This is a genomic window from Parahaliea aestuarii, assembly GCF_008064635.1.
Classification (GTDB): domain Bacteria; phylum Pseudomonadota; class Gammaproteobacteria; order Pseudomonadales; family Halieaceae; genus Parahaliea; species Parahaliea aestuarii.
This window is the reverse complement of record NZ_VRYZ01000002.1, coordinates 441,556-462,654: the sequence shown is the minus strand read 5'-3', so window position 1 is coordinate 462,654 and position 21,099 is coordinate 441,556. Positions and strand designations below refer to the sequence as shown.

20 protein-coding genes are annotated in these 21,099 nt (G+C 64.7%); 11 read left to right on the top strand and 9 right to left on the bottom strand.

Annotated elements, in window-relative coordinates; genetic code table 11:
* Positions 1-97: 97 nt before the first annotated feature.
* On the top strand, positions 98-1,822 hold the full coding sequence (locus tag FVW59_RS06330; protein WP_148063381.1) for an SLC13 family permease: 1,725 nt from the start codon (positions 98-100) through the stop codon (positions 1,820-1,822).
* A 228-nt stretch (positions 1,823-2,050) separates the two neighbouring features.
* Complete coding sequence (locus FVW59_RS06325) at positions 2,051-3,406, top strand: tetratricopeptide repeat protein (RefSeq protein WP_148063380.1); 1,356 nt, start codon at positions 2,051-2,053, stop codon at positions 3,404-3,406.
* On the opposite strand, the gene FVW59_RS06320 is transcribed toward FVW59_RS06325, so the two are convergent.
* Positions 3,384-4,007: a class I SAM-dependent methyltransferase gene (locus tag FVW59_RS06320; protein ID WP_246139652.1), complete on the bottom strand. Its 624-nt coding sequence runs from the start codon at positions 4,005-4,007 to the stop codon at positions 3,384-3,386. The two genes, FVW59_RS06325 and FVW59_RS06320, sit on opposite strands and share 23 nt — an antisense overlap.
* 115 nt (positions 4,008-4,122) lie before the next feature.
* Between FVW59_RS06320 and FVW59_RS06315 the strand changes: the two genes are divergently transcribed.
* Positions 4,123-4,782 (top strand): TetR/AcrR family transcriptional regulator, encoded by a 660-nt coding sequence (locus tag FVW59_RS06315; RefSeq protein WP_148063379.1) that lies wholly within the window; start codon positions 4,123-4,125, stop codon positions 4,780-4,782.
* Between the two features lie 15 nt (positions 4,783-4,797).
* Here FVW59_RS06315 and FVW59_RS19745 read toward each other — a convergent pair whose 3' ends face one another.
* From FVW59_RS19745 to FVW59_RS06290, 5 genes are all read right to left on the bottom strand, one after another.
* Entirely contained in the window at positions 4,798-5,019 is a 222-nt protein-coding gene (locus tag FVW59_RS19745; RefSeq protein WP_246139663.1) for a cold-shock protein, read from the bottom strand.
* A 463-nt stretch (positions 5,020-5,482) separates the two neighbouring features.
* Positions 5,483-5,695 carry a cold-shock protein gene (locus tag FVW59_RS06305; protein ID WP_148063377.1) on the bottom strand — a complete coding sequence of 71 codons (213 nt, stop codon included), beginning with the start codon at positions 5,693-5,695 and terminating at the stop codon, positions 5,483-5,485.
* Between the two features lie 107 nt (positions 5,696-5,802).
* A complete protein-coding gene (locus tag FVW59_RS06300) occupies positions 5,803-8,571 on the bottom strand; it encodes a valine--tRNA ligase (protein ID WP_148063376.1) in 2,769 nt (922 codons plus the stop codon).
* 86 nt (positions 8,572-8,657) lie between these two features.
* Positions 8,658-9,092 (bottom strand): DNA polymerase III subunit chi, encoded by a 435-nt coding sequence (locus FVW59_RS06295; protein WP_148063375.1) that lies wholly within the window; start codon positions 9,090-9,092, stop codon positions 8,658-8,660.
* A gap of 7 nt (positions 9,093-9,099) precedes the next feature.
* A complete protein-coding gene (locus tag FVW59_RS06290) occupies positions 9,100-10,587 on the bottom strand; it encodes a leucyl aminopeptidase (protein ID WP_148063374.1) in 1,488 nt (495 codons plus the stop codon).
* A gap of 97 nt (positions 10,588-10,684) precedes the next feature.
* On the opposite strand from FVW59_RS06290, the gene lptF reads away from it, so the two are divergent.
* Entirely contained in the window at positions 10,685-11,797 is a 1,113-nt protein-coding gene (gene lptF / locus FVW59_RS06285; protein ID WP_148063373.1) for an LPS export ABC transporter permease LptF, read from the top strand.
* Positions 11,784-12,845 (top strand): LPS export ABC transporter permease LptG, encoded by a 1,062-nt coding sequence (lptG, locus tag FVW59_RS06280; protein WP_148063372.1) that lies wholly within the window; start codon positions 11,784-11,786, stop codon positions 12,843-12,845. Before lptF ends, lptG begins: the two co-directional genes overlap by 14 nt.
* A 5-nt stretch (positions 12,846-12,850) precedes the next feature.
* On the opposite strand, the gene FVW59_RS06275 is transcribed toward lptG, so the two are convergent.
* Complete coding sequence (locus FVW59_RS06275) at positions 12,851-13,333, bottom strand: RDD family protein (RefSeq protein ID WP_148063371.1); 483 nt, start codon at positions 13,331-13,333, stop codon at positions 12,851-12,853.
* Positions 13,334-13,424: 91 nt separating this feature from the next.
* Between FVW59_RS06275 and FVW59_RS06270 the strand changes: the two genes are divergently transcribed.
* Together FVW59_RS06270 and FVW59_RS06265 are read left to right on the top strand one after the other, a co-directional pair.
* Positions 13,425-14,105, top strand: a complete 681-nt coding sequence (locus FVW59_RS06270) for a response regulator transcription factor (protein ID WP_148063370.1) — start codon at positions 13,425-13,427, stop codon at positions 14,103-14,105.
* A gap of 15 nt (positions 14,106-14,120) precedes the next feature.
* Entirely contained in the window at positions 14,121-15,485 is a 1,365-nt protein-coding gene (locus FVW59_RS06265) for a sensor histidine kinase (protein WP_148063369.1), read from the top strand.
* Positions 15,486-15,497: 12 nt separating this feature from the next.
* Here FVW59_RS06265 and FVW59_RS06260 read toward each other — a convergent pair whose 3' ends face one another.
* On the bottom strand, positions 15,498-16,325 hold the full coding sequence (locus FVW59_RS06260; RefSeq protein WP_148063368.1) for a hypothetical protein: 828 nt from the start codon (positions 16,323-16,325) through the stop codon (positions 15,498-15,500).
* 116 nt (positions 16,326-16,441) lie between these two features.
* On the opposite strand from FVW59_RS06260, the gene FVW59_RS06255 reads away from it, so the two are divergent.
* From FVW59_RS06255 to trhO, 3 genes are all read left to right on the top strand, one after another.
* Positions 16,442-17,482: an AraC family transcriptional regulator gene (locus tag FVW59_RS06255; RefSeq protein WP_246139651.1), complete on the top strand. Its 1,041-nt coding sequence runs from the start codon at positions 16,442-16,444 to the stop codon at positions 17,480-17,482.
* A 62-nt stretch (positions 17,483-17,544) separates the two neighbouring features.
* Entirely contained in the window at positions 17,545-17,865 is a 321-nt protein-coding gene (locus FVW59_RS06250; RefSeq protein WP_148063367.1) for a BolA family protein, read from the top strand.
* A gap of 3 nt (positions 17,866-17,868) precedes the next feature.
* The gene (trhO, locus tag FVW59_RS06245; protein WP_148063366.1) at positions 17,869-18,822 is read left to right on the top strand and encodes an oxygen-dependent tRNA uridine(34) hydroxylase TrhO; all 954 of its coding nucleotides are present in this window, start codon (positions 17,869-17,871) and stop codon (positions 18,820-18,822) included.
* A gap of 457 nt (positions 18,823-19,279) precedes the next feature.
* On the opposite strand, the gene FVW59_RS06240 is transcribed toward trhO, so the two are convergent.
* Positions 19,280-20,014, bottom strand: coding sequence for a trypsin-like serine peptidase (locus FVW59_RS06240; protein WP_148063365.1), 735 nt, complete (start codon positions 20,012-20,014; stop codon positions 19,280-19,282).
* A 147-nt stretch (positions 20,015-20,161) separates the two neighbouring features.
* On the opposite strand from FVW59_RS06240, the gene FVW59_RS06235 reads away from it, so the two are divergent.
* The gene (locus FVW59_RS06235; RefSeq protein ID WP_148063364.1) at positions 20,162-21,022 is read left to right on the top strand and encodes an SDR family NAD(P)-dependent oxidoreductase; all 861 of its coding nucleotides are present in this window, start codon (positions 20,162-20,164) and stop codon (positions 21,020-21,022) included.
* The last annotated feature ends 77 nt before the right edge of the window (positions 21,023-21,099 follow it).

Below are 21,099 nucleotides of genomic sequence, written 5' to 3'. Positions count from 1 at the left end.
GAATTTGGTTAGTGTATCCGTGCTGGCCTCGCTTGTCCCTGTGTCGGCCGATTGCGTATCCTTGCGTGTTTCCGGCCTCGGCCCAAGAGCCCTTTCTATGATCGACCAGTTACTGATTTCGGCTGTATTCCTGTTTCTGTTGGGCAGCCTGATCTTCACTGACTGGCCGGCGTCGCGCATTTTTGTCGGCGCCATGCTGGCGAGTTACTTTGCCGGCCTGGTGGACACCGCCGAGATTCTCGACAAGGCATCCAACACGGGTCTGATCACCCTCATTCTGTTGCTGCTGGTCTCGGTCGGGCTGGAGCGCCTGTCCTGGCTCAATCGCCTGTCCGGCAAGTTGATTACCCCGGGGCTGGGGATGAGCCTGCTGCGGCTGGGCGGGGTGACCGCGCTGTTTTCCGCCTTCGTCAACAACACGGCGGTAGTGGCGACGCTGGCGCAGACGGTGCGCAACAATCGCCACCACCCGGCCTCGCGCCTGCTGATCCCCCTGTCCTACGCCGCGATTCTAGGCGGTACCATGACGCTCATCGGTACCAGTACCAACCTTATTGTCAGCAGCTTTCTGGAAGACGCCACCGGGCAGGGCCTGTCTTTCTTCGCCTTCTTTGTCGTGGGCGGCTGCGCCACGCTGGTGGGGCTTACGGTCATGATGCTGTCGGTGCGATTGCTGCCCGCCGACAGCCGCGAGCGACTCGACATCAACGAGTACCTGATCGAGGCGGAGGTCACGGCGGGTTCAAGCCTGATCGGCAAGACCATCGCCGACAACCAACTGCGGGACCTGGACGACCTGTTCCTGGTGGAGATCGTGCGCGATGAGCACCTGATATCCCCGGTGGCGCCAAGCGAATACATCGAAGCCGGCGACAAGCTGATCTTCTCCGGTGATATCAAACAGGTGGGCGTGCTCGACGCGCTGGACGGCCTGCAGTTGTTTGCGGTGGAAGAGGGGCTGTTGCGGGAGAACATGATGGAAGTGATTGTCATGCCCAATGCCAGTATCGAAGGCAAGACCATCAAGGACAGCGGCTTTCGCTCGCTCTTTGACGCAGCGGTGGTGGGCATGCGCCGGGGGGGCAAGCGACTGTCGGGCAAGCTGGGCAATATCGCCATCCAGGCCGGCGACAACCTGATGCTGGCGACCGGCCCCGATTTTCACGATCGCAACAACCTCGGCAAGAACTTTGTGGTGGTGGATGATGCGGTGAACGGTACCAACACCTCGCCGCTGCAGAACTGGGTGGTGAGTCTCGGCCTGATTGCCATTGTGACCCTGTCGGTGATGGAAATTCTGCCGCTGATCAAGGGCCTGTGCATGCTGCTGGTGGCGATGCTGGTGTTGCGCCTGGTGCGGGCCTCGGAACTGCGCCGCCGCTTTCCCTTTGAGATTTGGCTGATCATCGGTTCGGCCCTGACCCTGTCCCAGGCGCTGACCAATTCCGGCCTGGTGGCGCTGCTGACCGGCGCCCTGCACAGCGAGCTGTCCAGCCTCGGTCCCTACGCAGCCCTGATCGGCGTGTACCTGGGTACCCTGTTGCTGACCGAGTTGATGACCAACAATGCCGCGGCCGCACTGAGTTTCCCCATCGCCTTCGGCCTGGCGGAGAGTTACGGCCTGAGTCCCATGCCCTTTGTGATGGCTGTGGCCTTTGGCGCCAGCGCCAGCTTCCTGACCCCCTACGGCTATACCACCAACCTGATGGTGCAGAACCTCGGCGGCTACACGCTGCGGGATTACGTGCGCGCCGGACTGCCGGTGTCGATTGCCTACTCCCTGGTGGTGCTGGTCCTGCTGCCGATCGTATTTCCTTTCTGAAGCACGCATTCGCGATAAGTTCGCAAATATTAACGAGAATCGTTTGCAATAGAGGTTGGCCTGGGCTAACTTAAGCCCTGCAGACCCCCGGCGACACTACCGGATGCCGGGAATGCGGCAGCATTGCGGGCGCCCTCCGGGCGCCCGCCTTTTTATCACTCCTGCAATCGCTTAATCTTCCCTCAGCCCGTCGCCCTGACGTATTGACCGTTCACTGATGAGGAAGCCATGACACGCCTGCGTGCCTGCAATCCGCGCCGTCCCTTGGGGCCGTGTGCTTTCCTGGTAGTACTCATCGCGCTGGCGGCGGGCGCTTCGCGGGCTGACGATACCGCCGCCCCCTACGGCGAGCGGGTGGTGCGCAACGGGCAGCAGTGGAGTGACGGCGCCTCGGCGGCGCCGGGCCTGGTGCCCGAGGCACCGCTACCCGAGGATGCCGCCGCCTCGCTGGCGGCCTATACCCGGGCGGTGGAAGACCTGCAGCGCCAGGGCGGCCCCTATGCCGCCGGCCTCGCGGAAAACCTGGAGGCCATGGCGGACCTGCAGGCCCGTCGCGGCGACCTCGCCGGCGCCGAGTCCCTCTATACCCGCGCCCTGCACATCATGCGCATTAACGAGGGACTGCGCAGTGAGCGCCAGTTGAGCCTGCTGCAGAGCATGATCGGGCTGGCGCGACAGACCGGCGACCTGGAACAGCTCGACGACCGCTACGACTATCTCTACTTTCTGCAGGGCGCCGGACAGCTGCCCAGGGATGAAGCCGCGGTGACCGTCCAGCTGGCCTATTTGCGCTGGCAGCGCGAAGCGTTGCGACTGGGGGTGCGTTCGGCCCAGGGCCGCAGCCGTCTGCTGGGGTTGTTGGATATCAATGACCGACTGCTGGAGGGCAGCGCGGCGGACGGGGGGCATCCATTGCCGCCGGACCTGCGCTGGCCGCTGGTGCAGAGCCAGCTGCGCAATCTCTACCTGTTGCAGGACTCCCTGCCGGCGGCCTTGGACGAGCCCGGTTTCCGTGTGCAAAGCCAGTATCGCTCCCTGGGCAGCGCCGAGCTGGACCGGGAGCGGGAGCGCCTGGAACAACAGCGCCGCAGCGGCATGGTGCGCGGGCGCAAACTGCTACAGGACTATATTGAAGCGTCGCCGCCGAACGCCGCAGATACCCGCGCCGCGCAACTGGCGCTGGCGGACTGGTACCAGTGGCACGGCAGCAGCCGTCGCGCCGCGGCCTTTTACTCGGCCCTGGGGCAGGACCTGCTGGACGCCGGCGCAGAAGAGCAGTGGCAGGCCTGGTTCGGGGAGCCGGTGGAACTGCCGGATAATGGCGCCTTCTGGCAGATACCGTCGCCCGGGGACGGTGTGGCTGGCCCGGTCGGGTTCCGCTTCGAGGTCACCGCCGAGGGCCGGGTGCGGGGCGCGGAGGTGGTCAGCGTGCCGGAGTCGGCCGAGAATGCGCAGTACGTGATGCTGCGTGAACTGCGCGACGTTCGCTTCCGGCCGCGCCTGGATCGCCAGGGGCAGGCCCAGGCGACCACGGTACAGCGGGATTACCTGTGGCTGCCGCTCAGGCGTTCTCAATGGCCATGATTGCCCCGCGAGCCTCCACATTGCCGCGGGTTTTCCACTCGATCAGATCGGCGCAGTGACGGTCGGCACAACGCTCCGCCATTTCCAGGAAGGTGGAGCGCTCCGGATCGGCGATATAGATGTGTTTCACGCCGGCCTTGACCGCCCGGTTCACCATGTTGGTGACCGGTTTGACCAGTTCGTCCCAGAAACAGATGTCGGCGGCGATCAGCATGTCGTATTTGCTGAGTTGCTTGACCGTTAGCTGCTCGAAGCGCCGGGCCAGTGTCTTCACCTCGACGCCGTTGATGGCGGCGACCTCATGGAGGTAGGGGAACACGTCCGGGTCGGCGTCGACCGCTGTCACTTTGGCCCCGAGTTTCTTCGCGCACCAGATACCGCCAATGCCCCAGCCGCAGCCGACGTCGATCACCCGTTTGCAGTGTTCCGGCGGATGCTTTTTCAGGTAGTCGATCAGCAGTGCGCTGGACTTCCAGAATTTGTTGCCGTGGATGGAGGGCACCGTGCCCTGGCGTCGCACCTTGCGGATGGACGGGTGACTGGACGTGGGGATACTGACCCCGCGAAACTTTCTTGCAATCACGGGTTTCGATGCGGGCAAGGGACTGTCCTTTTCGTCAGATTTTGCTAGAGGAGGACTGGCCATTGTGGCATTTTGCGGTGAAGGAATACCAGTCGTACCTTGCTCAATATAGGGACGACAGCGGGAGAAAGTCATGAGTCGAATGCGAGCCCCGGTCGAGCTGCTGGAAAAGAACCGGCCGCGCCAGGCGCGGGCCAAGCGCACCTACGAAAATATTCTGATGGCCGCGGCGGAACTGCTGGTGGAAGTCGGCGTAGAGCGTATATCCACCAACCTGATCGCCGAGAACGCGGGTATTACAGTGCCGGCGCTATACCGCTATTTTCCCAACAAGTACGCCGTACTGTATGCCCTGGGGGCGGTGCTGATGGATCGCCAGAATGTGATCTTCGAGCAGTGGCACGAGCGTCACTACCCCGCCGGGGGCGTCGCGGCCCTGATGGACAATGTCGAAGAGTTGCTGCGGGAAACCTACCAGGCGACACGCGACCAGGTGGGCGGCCACGAGATCACCCAGGCCCTGCGCGCGGTGCAGCCGCTGCAGGAACTGCGCATGGAGTCCCACGAGATCGTGGCGCGCAGCTTCGCCGGTCTGATCGCGGAGGTACTCGGTATCGAGGCGGATGAAGAGATCGTCATTCAGGCCCGCATTACCGTCGATACCTTCTACGGTGTGGTGGAACTGGCCCTGGGCGACAACGACCTGCCGACCGAGGTGGTGCTTCATTGTGGTGCCGGCATGATCAGCGCCTACTGGATGGACCTGATCAGCCGGCTGGACAGCAGCGCCTGACGCTGCCGTTCCCTGTCAGTCGAGGGCGACGACGTCTTCGGCCTGCGGGCCCTTGGCGCTGTTGCCCACCACAAAGTCGACCCGCTGGCCGTCCCTGAGGCTGCGCCGTCCGTCACCGCGGATAGAGCGGAAGTGAACGAAGATCTCTTCGCCACCCTCCCGGATGATGAAACCAAAGCCCTTGGAAACATTGAACCACTTGACCGCGCCTTCCTCCCGGGATGCGCCGGCCGGCACCCGGGATTGCTTTTCGCTACTGTCGTTGTCACGCGCGACGCTGTTCGTTGTGCCCGCCCGCCCCGCGGCCGGTAACAGGGCCGTTAATGCCGTGGCCGCCACAAAGCAGAGTAGCAGGGGAATATTGCTGAAGTCAGCGCCTGCCAGCAGGGTGGCCGCAGCGTAGGCGAGGGCGGCAATCAGCAGGCTGAGAATCAGTCGGATGGTGGTTGTCATGGTGGTCCTCTGTTGGAAGTCAGTTGTCATTGCTTGTGTCAGTGGGCGGCGCAATACCGCCTGTTGGGGTGGTTCCCGTGGCAAATGTTTCGGCGTCCGTCACCCATGGCCGGAAAAAACCGGAGCGTCGGCAACAGCAGGCCCTGCCGTTACCGTGGTCGCGGGATGTGCAACGATGAGTGGGGCCGCACTACGGGCGGGGAAGCGCTGCGCTGCCCAGGCTCTCCCCCTGCGGCGACGCCTCGGTCTACAGCTTCAACACATCCTCAGCCTGCAGACCTTTCGGGCCTTCGACGAGTTTGAACTCGACCGTCTGGCCTTCATTGAGTGTGCGGTAGCCATCACCCTGGATGGAGCGAAAGTGTACGAATACATCATCGTCACCTTCCTCGCGGGTGATAAAGCCAAACCCCTTGGCATTGTTAAACCATTTTACTGTGCCATGGACACGATCACTCATACCACTTTCCCTCGGTTACCACTTCTTATTATTCCCCGCCGCCCAATGCGCCGGGGCCTTGAAACCTTACCTACCGAGGTTGATGCTGCCGCGGCTGTACCGCTGCCTTACATCTGCGCTATACGCTGCTCCTGTTCCCGGAGCTTGCCGAGCGCCATTTGCTGGGCCTGCTGTTTTTCGCGTTCCTTGGCCACTACCGCTTCGGGGGCCTTGTCGATGAAGGCTGAATTACTCAGCTTGCCTTCGATGCGCGACAGCTCTTTTTCCAGCTTTTCAATTTCCTTGGCGAGACGCTGTAACTCGGCGTCCTTGTCAATCAGGTCCGCCATCGGCACCAGGATTTCCAGATCCCCCACCAGTGCCGTTGCTGCTACCGGCGCTTCCTCGCCATCGGCCACAAAGCGGATGTCATCCAGCCGGGCCAGTTTTTTCAGGGCGGTGGCATTGTGTTCCAGCCTGGTTTTATCGCTTTCGCCGCCATTCCTGAGCAGTGCCGTGAGCGCCTTGCCGGGTGGAATATTCATTTCACCGCGAATGTTTCTCAGGCCCACGATCACACCTTTGAGCCATTCTATATCTGCGTTCGCGGCGCTGTCCACGCTTTCACCCTCGCTGACGGGATAGGGTTGCAGCATGATGGTGGCGCCGGATTTGCCGGCCAGCGGCGCGACCGCCTGCCACACCTCTTCGGTAATGAAGGGCATGAAGGGGTGCAGCAGGCGCAGGGCCGCTTCCAGAACGCGGATCAGGGTGCGGCGGGTGCCGCGCTTGGCGGCCTCGCTCGCGTTGTCGTCCCACAGCACCGGCTTGGACAATTCCAGGTACCAGTCGCAGTACTGGTTCCAGATAAATTCGTACAGCGCCTGCGAGGCGTGATCGAAGCGGTAGGCCTCCACAGCCCTGGCCACCGCGGCTTCGGTCTGCTGCAACTCGCCGATGATCCAGCGGTCCGCCAGTGACAGTTCCACCTCGCCGCTGTTGTTCTGGTCACAGTCCTGGCCTTCGCAATTCATCATCACGTAGCGGGCGGCGTTCCAGATCTTGTTGCAGAAATTGCGGAAGCCTTCGATACGGCCGATATCAAAGCGGATATCGCGGCCGGTGGAGGCCAGCGAGTAATAGGTAAAGCGCAGGGCGTCGGTACCGTAGGCGGCGATGCCCTCGGGGAACTGCTTGCGGGTGGCCTTTTCGATCTTCGCCGCCAGCTGGGGCTGCATCATGCCGGCGGTGCGCTTGGACACCAGGGACTCCAGTTCGATGCCGTCGATCAGGTCGATGGGGTCCAGCACATTGCCCTTGGACTTGGACATTTTCTGGCCTTCCGCATCGCGTACCAGGCCGTGTACGTAGACGGTGTGGAAGGGCACTTCCTTGCGGAAGTGCAGGGTCATCATGATCATCCGGGCGACCCAGAAGAAGATGATGTCAAAGCCGGTCACCAGCACCGAACTGGGGTGGAAGGTGGCCAGTTCCGGCGTTTCTTCCGGCCAGCCCAGGGTGGAGAAGGTCCACAGGGCGGAGCTGAACCAGGTGTCCAGCACGTCCTCGTCCTGCTGCAGGCTGACATCGTCGCCCAGCTTGTTGTCGGCGCGCACGGCGGCTTCGTTCTCGCCGACGTAGATATTGCCGGCCCCGTCGTACCAGGCGGGGATGCGGTGGCCCCACCACAGCTGGCGGCTGATGCACCAGTCCTGGATGTCGCGCATCCAGGCGTAGTAGGTGTTTTCCCACTGCTTGGGCACAAACTGGATGTCGCCGTTTTCCACCGCCTCGATAGCGGGTTTGGCCAGGGTTTTAGCGTCCACGTACCACTGGTCGGTGAGGTAGGGCTCGATCACCACGCCGGAGCGGTCGCCGCGGGGCACCTTGAGGGTGTGGGGCTCGATCTTGTCCACCAGGCCCAGGGCTTCCAGGTCGGCCACCACCTGCTTGCGCGCGTCGAAACGATCGAGGCCGCGGTAGGGTGCGGGCACCTCGCCGTTGAGGGCGGCGTTGTCGTCGAGGATGTTGATCACGGGCAGGTTGTGACGCTTGCCCATCTCGTAGTCGTTGAAGTCGTGGGCGGGCGTGATCTTCACGCAGCCGGTGCCGAACTCGCGGTCGACGTAGTCGTCGGCAATGATCGGGATTTCACGGCCGGTGAGGGGCAGGGCGATGGTCTGCCCGACCAGGTGGGCGTAGCGCTCGTCCTCCGGGTGGACGGCCACCGCGGTGTCGCCGAGCATGGTTTCCGGGCGGGTGGTGGCGACGGTGAGGTGGCCTTCGCCGCTGGACAGTGGATAGCGGAAGTGCCACAGGGAGCCCTGCTCCTCTTCCGACAGCACTTCCAGGTCGGACACCGCAGTGTGCAGGGCCGGGTCCCAGTTCACCAGGCGCTTGCCGCGGTAGATCAGCCCTTCGCGATACAGGCGGATGAACACTTCCTGTACCGCCTTGCTCAGGCCCTCGTCCATGGTGAAGCGCTCCCGGGACCAGTCCGGGGAGGCGCCGAGGCGGCGCAGCTGCTGGGTGATCTGGCCGCCGGATTGTTCTTTCCACTCCCAGACTTTCTCGATGAACCTGTCGCGGCCGAGGTCGTGACGGCTCAGCCCCTGGGCCTCGAGCTGGCGCTCCACCACCATCTGGGTGGCGATGCCTGCGTGGTCGGTGCCGGGCTGCCACAGGGTGTTGTAGCCACGCATGCGGTGGTAGCGGATCAGGGCGTCCATGATGGCTTCCTGGAAGCCGTGGCCCATGTGCAGGCTGCCGGTCACATTGGGCGGCGGGATCATGATGCTATAAGCGGGCTCGCCGCCCTGGGGCTGGAAGTAACCCTTGCTCTCCCACTGCTGGTACCAGCGGGTTTCGATATCGGCGGGTTGGAAGGTCTTGTCCATGGAGAAGAAGTCCGGAAGAAAGCGTAACTGGCTGAAAAAAGAGCGGAATTATACGCGCTGGGCCGGTGCTGGGCCAGCGCGGAAGACTAGCCCTGGGCGGGCAGGTCGTGCTTTTCGAGCTGGTAGCCGCGCTCGCGGTAGAAGCGCCAGGACTCGCGCAGGGCCTGCAGGCTGCGGGGTTCCTGGGTGACCACTTCGGCTACGCGCTGGAAGCGGCCAAAAAAGCCGGGGATGTCCAGTTGCAGATTGATCAGCAGGTCATCGTGACCGGCGGGGTCCGCCTGGCCCCAGCCAATGGCGATGTGCTCGGCGCCGGCGCTGCCGGTCAGGCCGTGGGGCAGGAAACTGGCCGGGCGAAAGCTCCACAGCAGCTCATCGAGCTGCTGTGCCTGGGCTTCGCCGGTGGCGTTGATATAGATGCGGTGACCGCGAGCGAAGGCCTTGTCCGCCAGCCGCGCGGCGACACGCAGGCGCTCCAGCTCGCCGCTGGCCTGGACCACATAGAAGCCGACCCGGGTCACTGTCGCCTCAGCCCGCCCGCTGCTGCAGGTAGCGGGTCAGCAGCGCCACCGGCCGCCCGGTGGCGCCCTTGGGTGCGCTGTCCCAGGCGGAGCCGGCGATGTCGAGGTGGGCCCAGTCGTACTTCTCGGCAAAGCGCGACAGGAAGCAGGCCGCGGTAATGCTGCCGCCGCCCGGGCCGCCGATGTTGGCCATGTCGGCGAAGGGGGTGGACAACTGCTTCTGGTAGTCATCCCACAGGGGCATGCGCCAGGCGCGATCAAAGGTTTGCTGGCCGGCCTCCAGTAACTGTTCGGCCAGTTCGTCCTTGTTGGCGTAGAGGCCGGAGGCGTGGGAACCGAGGGCCACCACGCAGGCGCCGGTGAGGGTGGCGATGTCCACCACCGCGGCGGGCTTGAAGCGCTCGGCGTAGGTGAGGGCGTCGCACAGTACCAGGCGGCCCTCGGCGTCGGTGTTGAGCACCTCGATGGTCTTGCCGGACATGCTGGTCACCACATCGCCGGGCTTGGTGGCGCGGCCGCTGGGCATGTTTTCCGCCGCAGCGACAATGCCTACTACATTGAGCGGCAGCTGCAGGTCGCGCACCGCCTGCATCGTGCCGAATACCGACGCGGCGCCACCCATGTCGAATTTCATCTCGTCCATCTTGGCGCCGGGCTTGAGGGAAATGCCGCCGGTGTCGAAGGTGATGCCCTTGCCCACCAGTACATAGGGCTGGTCCTTGGCCTTGCCGCCCTTGTATTCCATCACAATCAGCTTGGCGGGCTGGTCGCTGCCGGCGGAGACCGACAGCAGGGAGCCCATGCCCAGTTCCTGCATTTTCTTTTCGTCCAGGATGCGCGCGGTCAGGTTCTTGTGGCCGCGGCACAGGCTGCGAGCCTGCTGGGCGAGGTAGGTGGGGGTGCAGATATTGCCCGGCAGGTTGGCGAGGTTGCGTGCCAGGTTGACCCCCGCACCGATGTGGGCGCCGCGCTCCAGCGCCGCCTGGGCCTTGCTCGCGGACAGGGCCTTGCCCGGATTGACCGTGAGCTTCTTCAGGGCCAGGGCCTTGCGCGGCTTGGAGACGGTTTCGGTGTAGCGGTAGGCCGCGGCGGTGAGCAGGCGGGCGAATTGCTCCAGCGCCTCTTCCAGATCGATCTCGCTGTCGACCAGATCGCCAAGATGCAGCACGGCATCGGTGGCGCCGCATTTGTTCAGGCGCCGGTACAGGGCGTCGGTGACTTCCCGCGCGGTGGCCAGGTTGAACTTGTCGAGGGCGCCGAAGCCCAGCAGCAGCACGCGCCTGGCATTGCCGATGTGGGTGAGCATGCTGCTCTGGCCGGGCTTGCCCTCGAAGTCGCCGAGGGCCATGACGGCGTTGGCGAGGCCGTCGCCGACCTTGTCGAAATCCAGCGCCGCGCTGGACAGGTGTTTGCCAAACACGGGCACAATGGCGCACTGGGTTTTCGCCTTGCTGGCATCGGCGCTCTGGCGCACGTTGAAAGTGATCGCGGTCATGGGGTTTCCTTGCTTCGCATCGAGTCGCGGTAGTGTATGATGTCGAGCGCCCAAACTGAACCGAAACGCGCTTTTCTCCCACTAAGTCCGCCATCTGATGAAAATCCTGCGCTACCTCACACGCGACGTTCTCACGCACATGCTCGCGGTGAGCTTCGTCCTGTTGGTGGTGATTTTCAGCGGCCGTTTTGTGAAGTACCTGGCGGAAGCAGCGGTGGGTGACCTGGCCGCGGACATCCTGTTGCCGGTGATGTTTTACCGCCTGCCGGGCTTTCTCGAATTGATTGTGCCCCTGGGCCTGTTCATCGGCATCCTGATGTCCTACGGCCGGCTCTATGTAGAAAGCGAAATGGTGGTGCTCAGCGCCTGTGGCGTCAGCCCGGTCAAACTGGCGGGCTATACCATGGTGCCGGCGCTGGTGGTCGCCCTGCTGGTGGGCCTGCTCAGCCTGCTGGTAACGCCGCTGGGCGCGGCCCGCTCCGCCGAGCTGCTGCAGGACCCGAGTTCGTCCCAGGGTCTGCAGACCCTGGCCGCCGGGCGTTTCCAGACCCGCCGGGGCAGCGATATGGTCAGCTACGCCCGCGATATCGACCCGGAAACCGGCGCCATGCAATCGGTATTCCTGTCCCAGGGCGGTGGCCGCGACAGCGACCCGCGGATGGTGCTGACGGTGGCCCAGGAGGGGGAGGTGCGCATGGACCCGGACAGCGGCGCCCGCTACCTGGAGTTGCGCAAGGGCTATCGCTACGAGGGTGTGCCGGGGGATCTCGATTACCGCGTTACCCGCTTCGAGCGTTTCGGCGAACTGATACCGGAACCCGAGGGCGGCATTCGCACAGCCGCGCCGGTGGACGGCCGGCCCACCACCGAGCTGCTGGCGTCGCAGGCGCCCCAGGATATCGCCGCCCTGCACTGGCGCCTTTCCCTGCCGGTGATGGTGCCCATTGTGGCGCTGATCGCCCTGTGCATGAGCCGCACCGATCACCGCCGCGGACGCTATATCAAGATGGCCCCCGCCTTCCTCATCTACCTCGGCTACCTGATGCTGCTGGCCAACGCCCGCTCCGCCGTGGAAGAGGGCAAAATGGCCATGCTCGGCGGTTTCTGGGGTGTCCACCTGCTGTTCCTGCTGCTGGGGCTGGCGCTGCTGTTTGGCCCCGACTGGCTGGCGCGCCTGCGCTACTGGAGGCTGCGCCGTGCGCGGGCTTGATCGCTACCTCGCCCGCACCGTGGTGCTGGCGACCGCGCTGGTGCTGGCGATCATTGTCGGCCTCGACGCGGTCACCGTGTTCATCGATGAATCCGAAGACATCTCCGAGAGCTACACCGCCTTCGAGGTGTTTGTCTATGTGGCCCTGACTCTGCCCGGGAGCCTGTACGAGTACACCCCCTTCGCCACCATGATCGGCTGCCTGGTGGGGCTGGGGCAGCTGGCCTCCAGCAGTGAGCTGGTGGTCATGCGCAGCGCCGGCGTGTCCATCGCGCGCATTGTGTGGATTGTAATGAAGCCGACCCTGGTGATCGCCCTGGCCGCCTTCCTGCTGGGGGAGTATGTGGCGCCGCGGGCCGAGCAACTGGCCCAGAGTCGCCGCGCCATCGTGCAGAACCCCGGCGAGGGTGTGGCGGGCCGCCACGGCCTGTGGAACCGCGAGGGGGATACCTTCCTGCACTTCAACGCCCTCGACCCGGACGGCGAGGTGTTTGGCATCATCCTGCTGCAATTTGACGAGCGCCTGCAGTTGCAGTCGGCACTGCGCGCCCAGAGCGCCACCTTCGCCGGCGATCACTGGATGATGCACCAGGCGGTGCGCACCGATTTCAGCAGCTGGCAGACCGAGCGCACGCCCTACGACACCCTGCGCTGGGACACCGCCATCACCCCGGAGCTGTTGACCATGGAAGTGGTGGCCCCGGACAAGCTGCCGCTGGCGGATCTCTATCGCTACAGTCGCTACCTGTCCCAGCAGGGGCTGGAAGCGGAGGATTTCGAACTGGCCATGTGGCGCAAACTGCTGCAGCCGCTGACGGTGGCCGGCCTGGTGCTGGTGGCCATCTCTTTTATCTTCGGCCCGCTGCGGGACGGCACCCTGGGCTTTCGCATCTTTGCCGGCGTTCTGGTCGGGATCGTGTTTCGCACCAGCCAGGACCTGCTGGGCCCGGCCAGCCTGGTGTTTGGCTTCTCGCCGCTGTACGCCGCGCTGGTGCCGGTGTTGCTGTGTATGGGTTTCGGCCTGGTGCTGCTGCGCCGGGCGCAGTAGTCAGCTCAGCTGCCCGGGGGCGCGGCTGCCGGCGTTTTCTTTTTGTTTTTCTTCGCGGCTTTTTCCACCAGCACCAGCTCGGTGCCGGAGAGGTAGTCGTGCCAGCAGCGACCGCGCCGGTCAAACAGGCACCACCAGTAACCCAGCCCCAGGCAGGCCGCGGACAGCAGGGCCGCCAGGCAACGGCGCAGGGCCTGCAGGACCGTGGGGGATTCCCCTTCGCTGCTCACCAGCTTGATGCGCCAGGCCTGCATGCCGAGGGTCTGGCCGCTCTTCAGCCAGAACGCGCTGAAAAAGCCGAACACGGTGAGCAGGGCGATCAGCTGCACCAGTTGCGGGTGCAGGGGTTCGGCGTTGCCGCCGGCAATGGCGCTGTGCAGGCCCATGCCGATGGCCACGGCGAGCATGATTAGCGGCAACACCAGGAAAGTGTCGTAGAGCATGGCCATCAGGCGGCGGGGCAGGGCGGGGGCAGGTGATGTCGGCATGGCGCGATTCTAGCAGGGCGGATTACCGATTTGTAAATTGAGGCGCTTTCCGGCCCCGTGCTACATTCGCCAGCGATGAGAGGAAGGGTGCATGAAGGTTCTGCTAGTTGAAGACGATCCCTCGGTGGGGAGTTTTATCGCCGGTGAACTGAGTGCCGCCGGCTACGATTGCCTGCTGCAGGACGACGGCAAGCTGGGCCTGGAAGCGGCCCGCGAGGGCCAGTTCGATGTGCTGGTGGTGGACCGCATGCTGCCGGGTATCGACGGCCTCTCCATCGTGCAGGCGCTGCGCCAGGAGGGCGACACCACGCCGGTGCTGGTGCTCAGCGCGCTGGGTGACGTAGAGGACCGGGTCGAGGGCCTGCACTGCGGCGCCGACGACTACCTGACCAAACCCTTTTCCATGGCCGAGTTGCAGGCCCGTCTCGAAGTGCTGCACCGCCGCGCCAGCACGTCGGCGTTGGAATCGCCCATCCGCCTGCAGGTGGCCGACCTGGAGATGGACCTGCTGAGCCAGGAAGTGCGGCGCCAGCAGACCCCCATCAACCTGCAGCCGCGCGAATACAAGCTGCTGGAATACCTGATGCGGCACGCCGGCCAGGTGGTGACCCGGGCCATGCTGCTGGAGCATGTGTGGGGCTACCACTTCGATCCCCAGACCAACGTCATCGATGTACACGTGTCGCGCCTGCGGCAGAAAATTGACCGCGATTTCGAGCCGCCGCTGCTGACCACCGTGCGCGGCGCGGGTTACCGCCTCGGCGGCGATTGAGCCGGGCCCGCCGCCGTGCGCATCCTGCGGGTCGTCAATTCCCTTACCTTTCGCTTCATACTGCGCTATGTGATTGTGCTGGTGGCGTCGGTATGCGCCGTATTGAGCCTGCTTTATACCTACCTCAGCTACAGCTATTTCACCGGCCTGATCGACAGCATCGGCGACGAGCTGGACACCCTGGAACTGGTGTATCGCGGCCAGTCACTGCCCGGCCTGCGCCAGTATGTGGAGGACCAGGTGCGGGCCCCCGCCGGCGCCAGCTTTTCCTACCTGTTGACCGATGCCGGCGGTACCCGGCTGGCCGGCGACCTGCCGGCCGTGCCGCGCTACAGCGACTTCGGCGAGGGCTGGTGGGCCTTCCAGATGTCCCTGCTGCGGCGGGATGCAAGCAGCGACGTGGACTTTATCGCCCGCTCCCGGGAGTTCCAGGGGGGCGTGGAGGCGCTGGTGGCCTACAACTTCGCCGCGGTGTCAGAGAGCGGCTCGGTGGTGATTGGCACCCTGCTGTGGGCGATGACCGCCACCCTGATCCTGGGCATCATCGGCGGCTACTTCACCGCCTCGATGGCGGTGCAACGGCTGGAGGAATTCAGCCAGCGCCTGTCGCGTATCGCCCGGGAAAATCCCGGGGAGCGCATGCCGACCAAGGGCGAAGAGGGCTACCTGAGAGACCTGTCGCAGGTCACCAATAGCATGCTGGACCAGATGAGTCAGCTGATGCAGGCCATCAAGCTGGTGTCGGACAATATCGCCCACGACCTGCGCACCCCGCTCACCCGGGTGCGCAACAACCTCAACCAGCTGCGCGACAGCCTGGAACCCTCACGCCAGGAAGCGGTGGACCGGGTGATCGAGGACTGCGACGACCTGCTGGCGACCTTCAACGCCCTGCTGCGCATTTCCACGCTGGAGAGCGGCAGCCGCAGTGCGCCGGAAACCGAGGTGGACCTGGCCGCCCTGCTGGCGGATGTGGTCGAGCTCTACGAGCCCCTGGCCATTGACAAGGAGATCAGCCTGGGTCTGCAGGCCGCGGGCCCCCACATTATTCGCGGTGACAACGACCTGTTATTCCAGCTGTTCGCCAACCTGGTGGACAACGCCATCAAGTACACCCCCGCCGGTGGCGACATCGCCGTTGAACTGGAAGCCAGCGGCAGTGGTCGGCGCGTGGTGGTGAAGGACAGCGGGCCGGGTATTCCGGTGGCCGATCGCAAGAACGTGTTTCGCCGCTTCTACCGGCTGGAGGCCAGTCGCGGCAAAGAGCCGGGGCACGGGCTGGGGCTCAGCCTGGTGCAGGCCATCGCGCACTACCATCGCGGCAGCGTGCGTCTGGCCGGCAACCGGCCGGGTCTGCGGGTAGAAGTGGAGCTGCCCTGACCCCGGCCCGGTTCAGGGTTTTTCCAGCGCCAGGTGGCTGGTGTCCGGCGCCGCGGCCGCCGCGCTGCTGCGGTATTTGCCGTCCAGCAGGTCACTGCCGCTGGGGGCGAGATCCAGTCCGGCGAGGTCCAGTGCCGGCGCTGGCGCGGGCGGCGGGGCGCAGTCGCTGAAGTCGCTGCCCGCGGGCGCCAGGTCGATGGCGCTGGTATCGGGGTTCAGCGGCGCTGCGTAGCGGGGCAGGTTGGGGATGGTTTCGCCGCTGGCGGCCACACTGAGGTGGCCGGTGTCCGGGGCCGGAGGTGGCTCCGGCTCCGGGTCTGACAGCCGCGTACCGCTGCCGGTCAGCGACAGGGCCGAAGTGTCCACGTCGCGCGGCACAAATTGCCGGCGCTCTTGCGGGCGCAACACCTCGCTGCGGGGCGGGCTCAATGCCAGGCCCTTGTCACCGCTGTCATCATCGCTGGCCGCCGGCGCGGCGGCGGAGGGCGGTGCAGTACGCCCGGCCTGTGAAGGCGCTGCCGACGCCAGCGCGGCAACGCGCTCGGCCATGGTCCGGGGGCGCTGTTCCTGAGCCGGCGCCGATGTGCGTTGCGCTGGCGCTGGCTCGGCGGCGTGGCGCCGGATCACCGGCTTGGCGCCGGCTTTTTCCATGGCCTGCTTGTACTTGAGGGCGGTGGCCTTGTCGCATTCGCGCTTGATCAGCTGTGGCTTGCCGCTGAACAGGCGCTGCAGGGTGGCCTCGTCCGCCTTGAACAGGCCCTGCAGGCGCTGGCGCACGGCGTTTTCGTCCTGCCCGGGAAGCGCTTCCCCGGCGAAATACACGTTGTAGAGTTGCTCCATCCCTCGGCTTCCCGTGCTGCTGGCTCGGGCCAGTATAACGCGCCGCCGGCGGCTCACAACGCGCGCCGAGGTCTGCTAGTATGGGCGCCCCTTGCACACAGGATAGCCTGCCCTGAATGAGTGACCGGGTTCCAACACGCTTTGTGCGCAGCCTGCTGCGCCAGGTCTACGATCACGGCCACGACTTCTCTGCAGTATTGGCAGATGCCGGCCTGGATTTCGATCCCACTGACGAAAGCGCACCGGGCTATCGCGCGGAAGTCAGCGCCATGCAGTATTCCCGCGTTTACCAGCAGGTACTGCGCCGGCTGCAAGACGAAACCTTCGGCGTGGTCGGCAACGGCCTGGCTACCCCCGGCGCCTTTCGCATGATGTGCTACTGCATTATCGCCTGCGATACCCTCGGCCAGGCGATCCAGCGGGCGGCGGAGTTCTACCGCACCTTCTTCGACGAGCGCAGCCAGCTCTACACCAACTTCTCCGAGCAGGTAACGCGGGTCGGTTATCGCACCCTCCAGCCCGCCACATCGCCGGGGCAGGTGGGCGCGCTGGAGGCCTACGGCCTGTCCGTGTGGCACCGTTTCTTTGGCTGGTTGTGCGGCCGTACCATCGAACTCAAGCGGGTCGACTTCAAGGGCGCCGCGCCGCAGCGGCTGGAAAAGTACGAGACCCTGTTCCACGCGCCGCTGTACTTCAACCAGAGCTCGGATCTGCTCTACTTCGACAGTGCCTGCCTGTCCTGGCCGGTGGTGCATACCGAACACTCCCTGCAGGAGTTCCTGCGCACTGCGCCCTACCAGTTGCTGATCATGGATATAGACCCCGATCGCAACAACCTCGCGGCCCAGGTCAAAGCCATGATCGGTCACGATTTCAGCGAAGGCTTCCCCAGCTTCGAGGCGATCAGCTCGGCCCTGCACATGTCGGCACCGACCCTGCGCCGGCGGCTGAAGCGCGAGGGCACCACCTTCCAGCAGATCAAGGACGAGGCGCGCTGCGACGCCGCCCGCCTGCACCTGGGGCGGCCCGAACTGTCGATCAACGAAGTGGCTCTGCAACTGGGCTTTACCGACCCCAGCGCCTTTCACCGCTCCTTCAAGAAGTGGACCGGGCAGACCCCCGGACAATTCCGCGCCGGCCAGCGCAAGCTGGCGTGAGTGTCGGCAGCGGGGTGACTGCGCTATAATTCCGCCCCGTTTTTTCAGCCCCGGAGCGTCCCATGCCCGTACAGGCGCAGATCGAAAGCACCCTGAACGAAGCCCTGGCCCCCACCTTCCTGGATGTGGCCAATGAAAGCCATATGCACAGCGTGCCGCCCAATTCCGAGACCCACTTCCGGGTAGTGGCGGTGAGCGATGCCTTTGCCGGCCAGCGCAAAGTGGCCCGCCACCAGCGCATCTACGGCCTGCTGGCCGAGCAGCTCGCCGGCCCGGTGCACGCCCTGGCCCTGCAACTCTACACCCCCGAAGAGTGGCGCGAACGCGAAGAGCAGGTGCGCCCCTCGCCGGACTGCCTCGGCGGCAGCAAGGCGGAGTCCTGACGCATGGATACCGTGGTCGCCGCCCTCTACAAATTCGTTTCCCTGCCCGACTTTCACGAACTGCGCGAACCCCTGCTGGACGCCTGCGTGCAGGCCGGCGTGAAGGGCACCCTGCTGCTCGCCCACGAGGGCATCAACGGCACCATCGCCGGCAGCCGTGAAGGCATCGACGCCGTGCTCGCCTTCCTGCGCGCCGACCCGCGCCTGGCGGATGTCGAGCACAAGGAATCCTTCGACGACCACATTCCCTTCTACCGCATGAAAGTGAAGCTGAAGAAGGAAATCGTCACCATGGGCGTGGAGGGCATCGACCCCAACGACTGCGTTGGCACCTACGTGGCGCCGAAGGACTGGAACGCCATCGTCAACGACCCGGATGTCGTTCTCATCGATACCCGCAACGACTACGAATACGGCATCGGCACCTTCCGCGGCGCCCGCGACCCCCACACCACCACCTTCCGCGAGTTTCCCGACTATGTGCGGCGCGAACTCGACCCGAAGAAACAGCGCAAGGTGGCCATGTTCTGCACCGGCGGCATCCGCTGTGAAAAAGCCTCGGCCTTTATGCTGAAGGAGGGCTTCGAGGAGGTCTATCACCTGCAGGGCGGCATTCTGAAGTACCTGGAGGAGGTGCCCCAGGCCGAGAGTACCTGGGAGGGGGAGTGCTTTGTGTTCGACAATCGCGTGGCGGTGAATCACCAGCTGGAGAAGGGACAGTACGATCAGTGTTTTGGCTGTCGCCACCCGATTACGGAAGCGGACAAGTTGTCGCCGAAGTATGAGAAGGGTGTGTGCTGTCCGGGCTGCTATGACAGCCTGAGCGATGACCAGAAGGCGCGATTTGCGGAGCGGCAGAAGCAGATTGAGCTCGCCAAAGCGCGGGGCGAGGTGCATGTGGGTGCAGCGCCGCCGGCCCGGCAGGAACCGCATCCGGAGGAGGCTGAGGGGTACTAGGTTTTTGTACTTTGGCGCTATGTTGTGCGGGACGTTTCGATGCTTTGCTGCCGGTAGCGGTTGGTGCGGCGTTTTTTTGCCGGCAGCGGCGCCGGGGTAAGTCCCTCGGGGACACGCCGTGAATACATCCATGTAGTCTCTTCAGCGGCCGTCCAGGCCGCTGACGGTCCCCTCGGGACTTCCCCCGACACCGCCGCCTCCTTGGGTGGCCGGGAATATTTCTTCACTCCGTAAGTGAGATAATTGAAATCAAAGTCACCCTGGCGAAGGCACGCTACTTCAATAACGCGCCTAGCGGAGGTGTCTGTGCCGGGGAATGCCTGAAGCGACCGTCATCGCCCTGGACGGGCGATGAAGAGACTACAAGGATGTATTCACGGCGTGTCGCGGAAGGCATTCCCCGGTGCAGACACCGAATGGCGAAGTACAGTGAATTAAAGCGCCCAAGCTTGGTTCGCTACAAATACCCAAGCAGTGTTCGCCGAAAAATCCCAACCGGAATATAGCGACTCAAGCCCTCGCCATCCCCCTGGGAAATCACTCCCGTCAGCTCCGGCGTGCCATCGCTGTCGAGTTGAATCACCGCGCCCCCCGACGCCCCCTTGTAAGCCCGGCAGTTACTGTCGCTGAACAACGCCTCCTCGCGGGTAATCTCGCAGGCCGGGTCGTAACTCAACTGCCGGCCCGCCATCCCGATGCCCGAATCGCGACTGAAACCCGCCATAACCAGAGAAGAAACGCTGGTAGCCTCGCTGACCGCCAGTGCCGGTACCGCAGCGGCAGGTACCGCCTGTTGCAGTCGCATAATCGCCCAGTCTGCGTCGATATCGCCGCCGTCCGCCAGGTGCCGCGCTTCAATTTCCAGCAGCTGCCCCTCGCTGTCGGTGAGCTGGAACAGAATGCGCTGGCTCAGGTCCTCGTAGTACTCCAGGCAGTGCCAGGCGGTGACGATGGTGTCGGCCTGCTGCCCGCGGTGGCTCTGGATCAGGGTGGCGCTGCAGCGTTCAGTGTGATGGCGGCGGCGCCCGTCCTCCAGTTTGATGCCGGGCACTACCAGGCGGCCCACGGCGCGCAGCCAGTCGGGGGATTCGCCGGCGGTGAAGCTGCGGCGCGGGTCCGGCTCGGCGACGCTGGGGCCCGGTAAAAGCAGGGCAACGAGCAGGCAAAGGGAGTGTAAGTATCGGATTGGCAAGGTATTTCCGCGGCTGGCTCAATATGTTGTGCCCCCGGCGGCGGGGGTGGCTTGGCCCCTTTGGGGCGGGGCTTTAGGATGGCCCGGATACTAGAGTAGCGCCCGGCGCGGGTAAAGCGCCTGTTGTCGGGAGAGACGGGAGAGAAGATGACAGAACAACATCGTGTGGCCGTGGTGACCGGCGCCAGTCGCGGCGCGGGCAAGGGGATTGCCGAGGCGCTGGGGGCCACCGGGGCCACGGTGTATGTCACCGGTCGCACGGTGGAAGAGGGCGCGGCGCCGCTGCCCGGTACGGTGGCTGCCACGGCGGAGGCAGTGACCGCGGCGGGCGGCAAGGGCATCGCGGTGGCCTGCGACCACAGCGACGACGCACAGGTAGAGGCGCTGTTTGCCCGGGTGGCGCAGGAGCAGGGCCACCTGGACATCCTGGTCAACAACGCCACCTACGTGCACGACGCCCTGGTGCAGACCGGCCCCTTCTGGGAAAAGCCCCTGTCGCTGACGGAAATCTGGGACGTGGGCATGCGCTCCCACTACGTTTCGACCTATTACGCCGCGCCGCTGCTGCTGAAAAGCCAGGGGGGGCTGGTGGTGAACACCAGTTCCTTCGGCGGCCGCATTTACATGCACGGCCCGGCCTACGGCGCCGGCAAGGCGGCGGCGGACAAGATGGCCCACGACATGGCGGTGGATTTCAAGCCCTATAACGTGGCGGTGGTGTCCATCTGGATGGGCCTGCTGCTCACCGAGCGCACCCGCCGCGTGTTCGAGGCGGAGCCGGACAAGTACGCCGACCTGGCCGGCACCGCCGAGCACCCGCAGTTCACCGGGCGGGTGATCGACGCCCTGGCCCGCGACCCGCAGCGCATGGCAAAAAGCGGCCGCGTGCTGATCGGTGCGGAACTGGGCGAGGAGTACGGCGTCAGCGATATCGATGGCAAGCAGCCCCCCTCGCACCGCGCCTTTTTCGGCCCGCCGACCGAGTTCGGTGACGCGGTGGTGGAGTAAAGTCGATAGCCCAAATAGAGGATGTGCGTGACACCACAGCGCGCTTTAATCAACCTCGGAATGACCCGCAAGGGCCG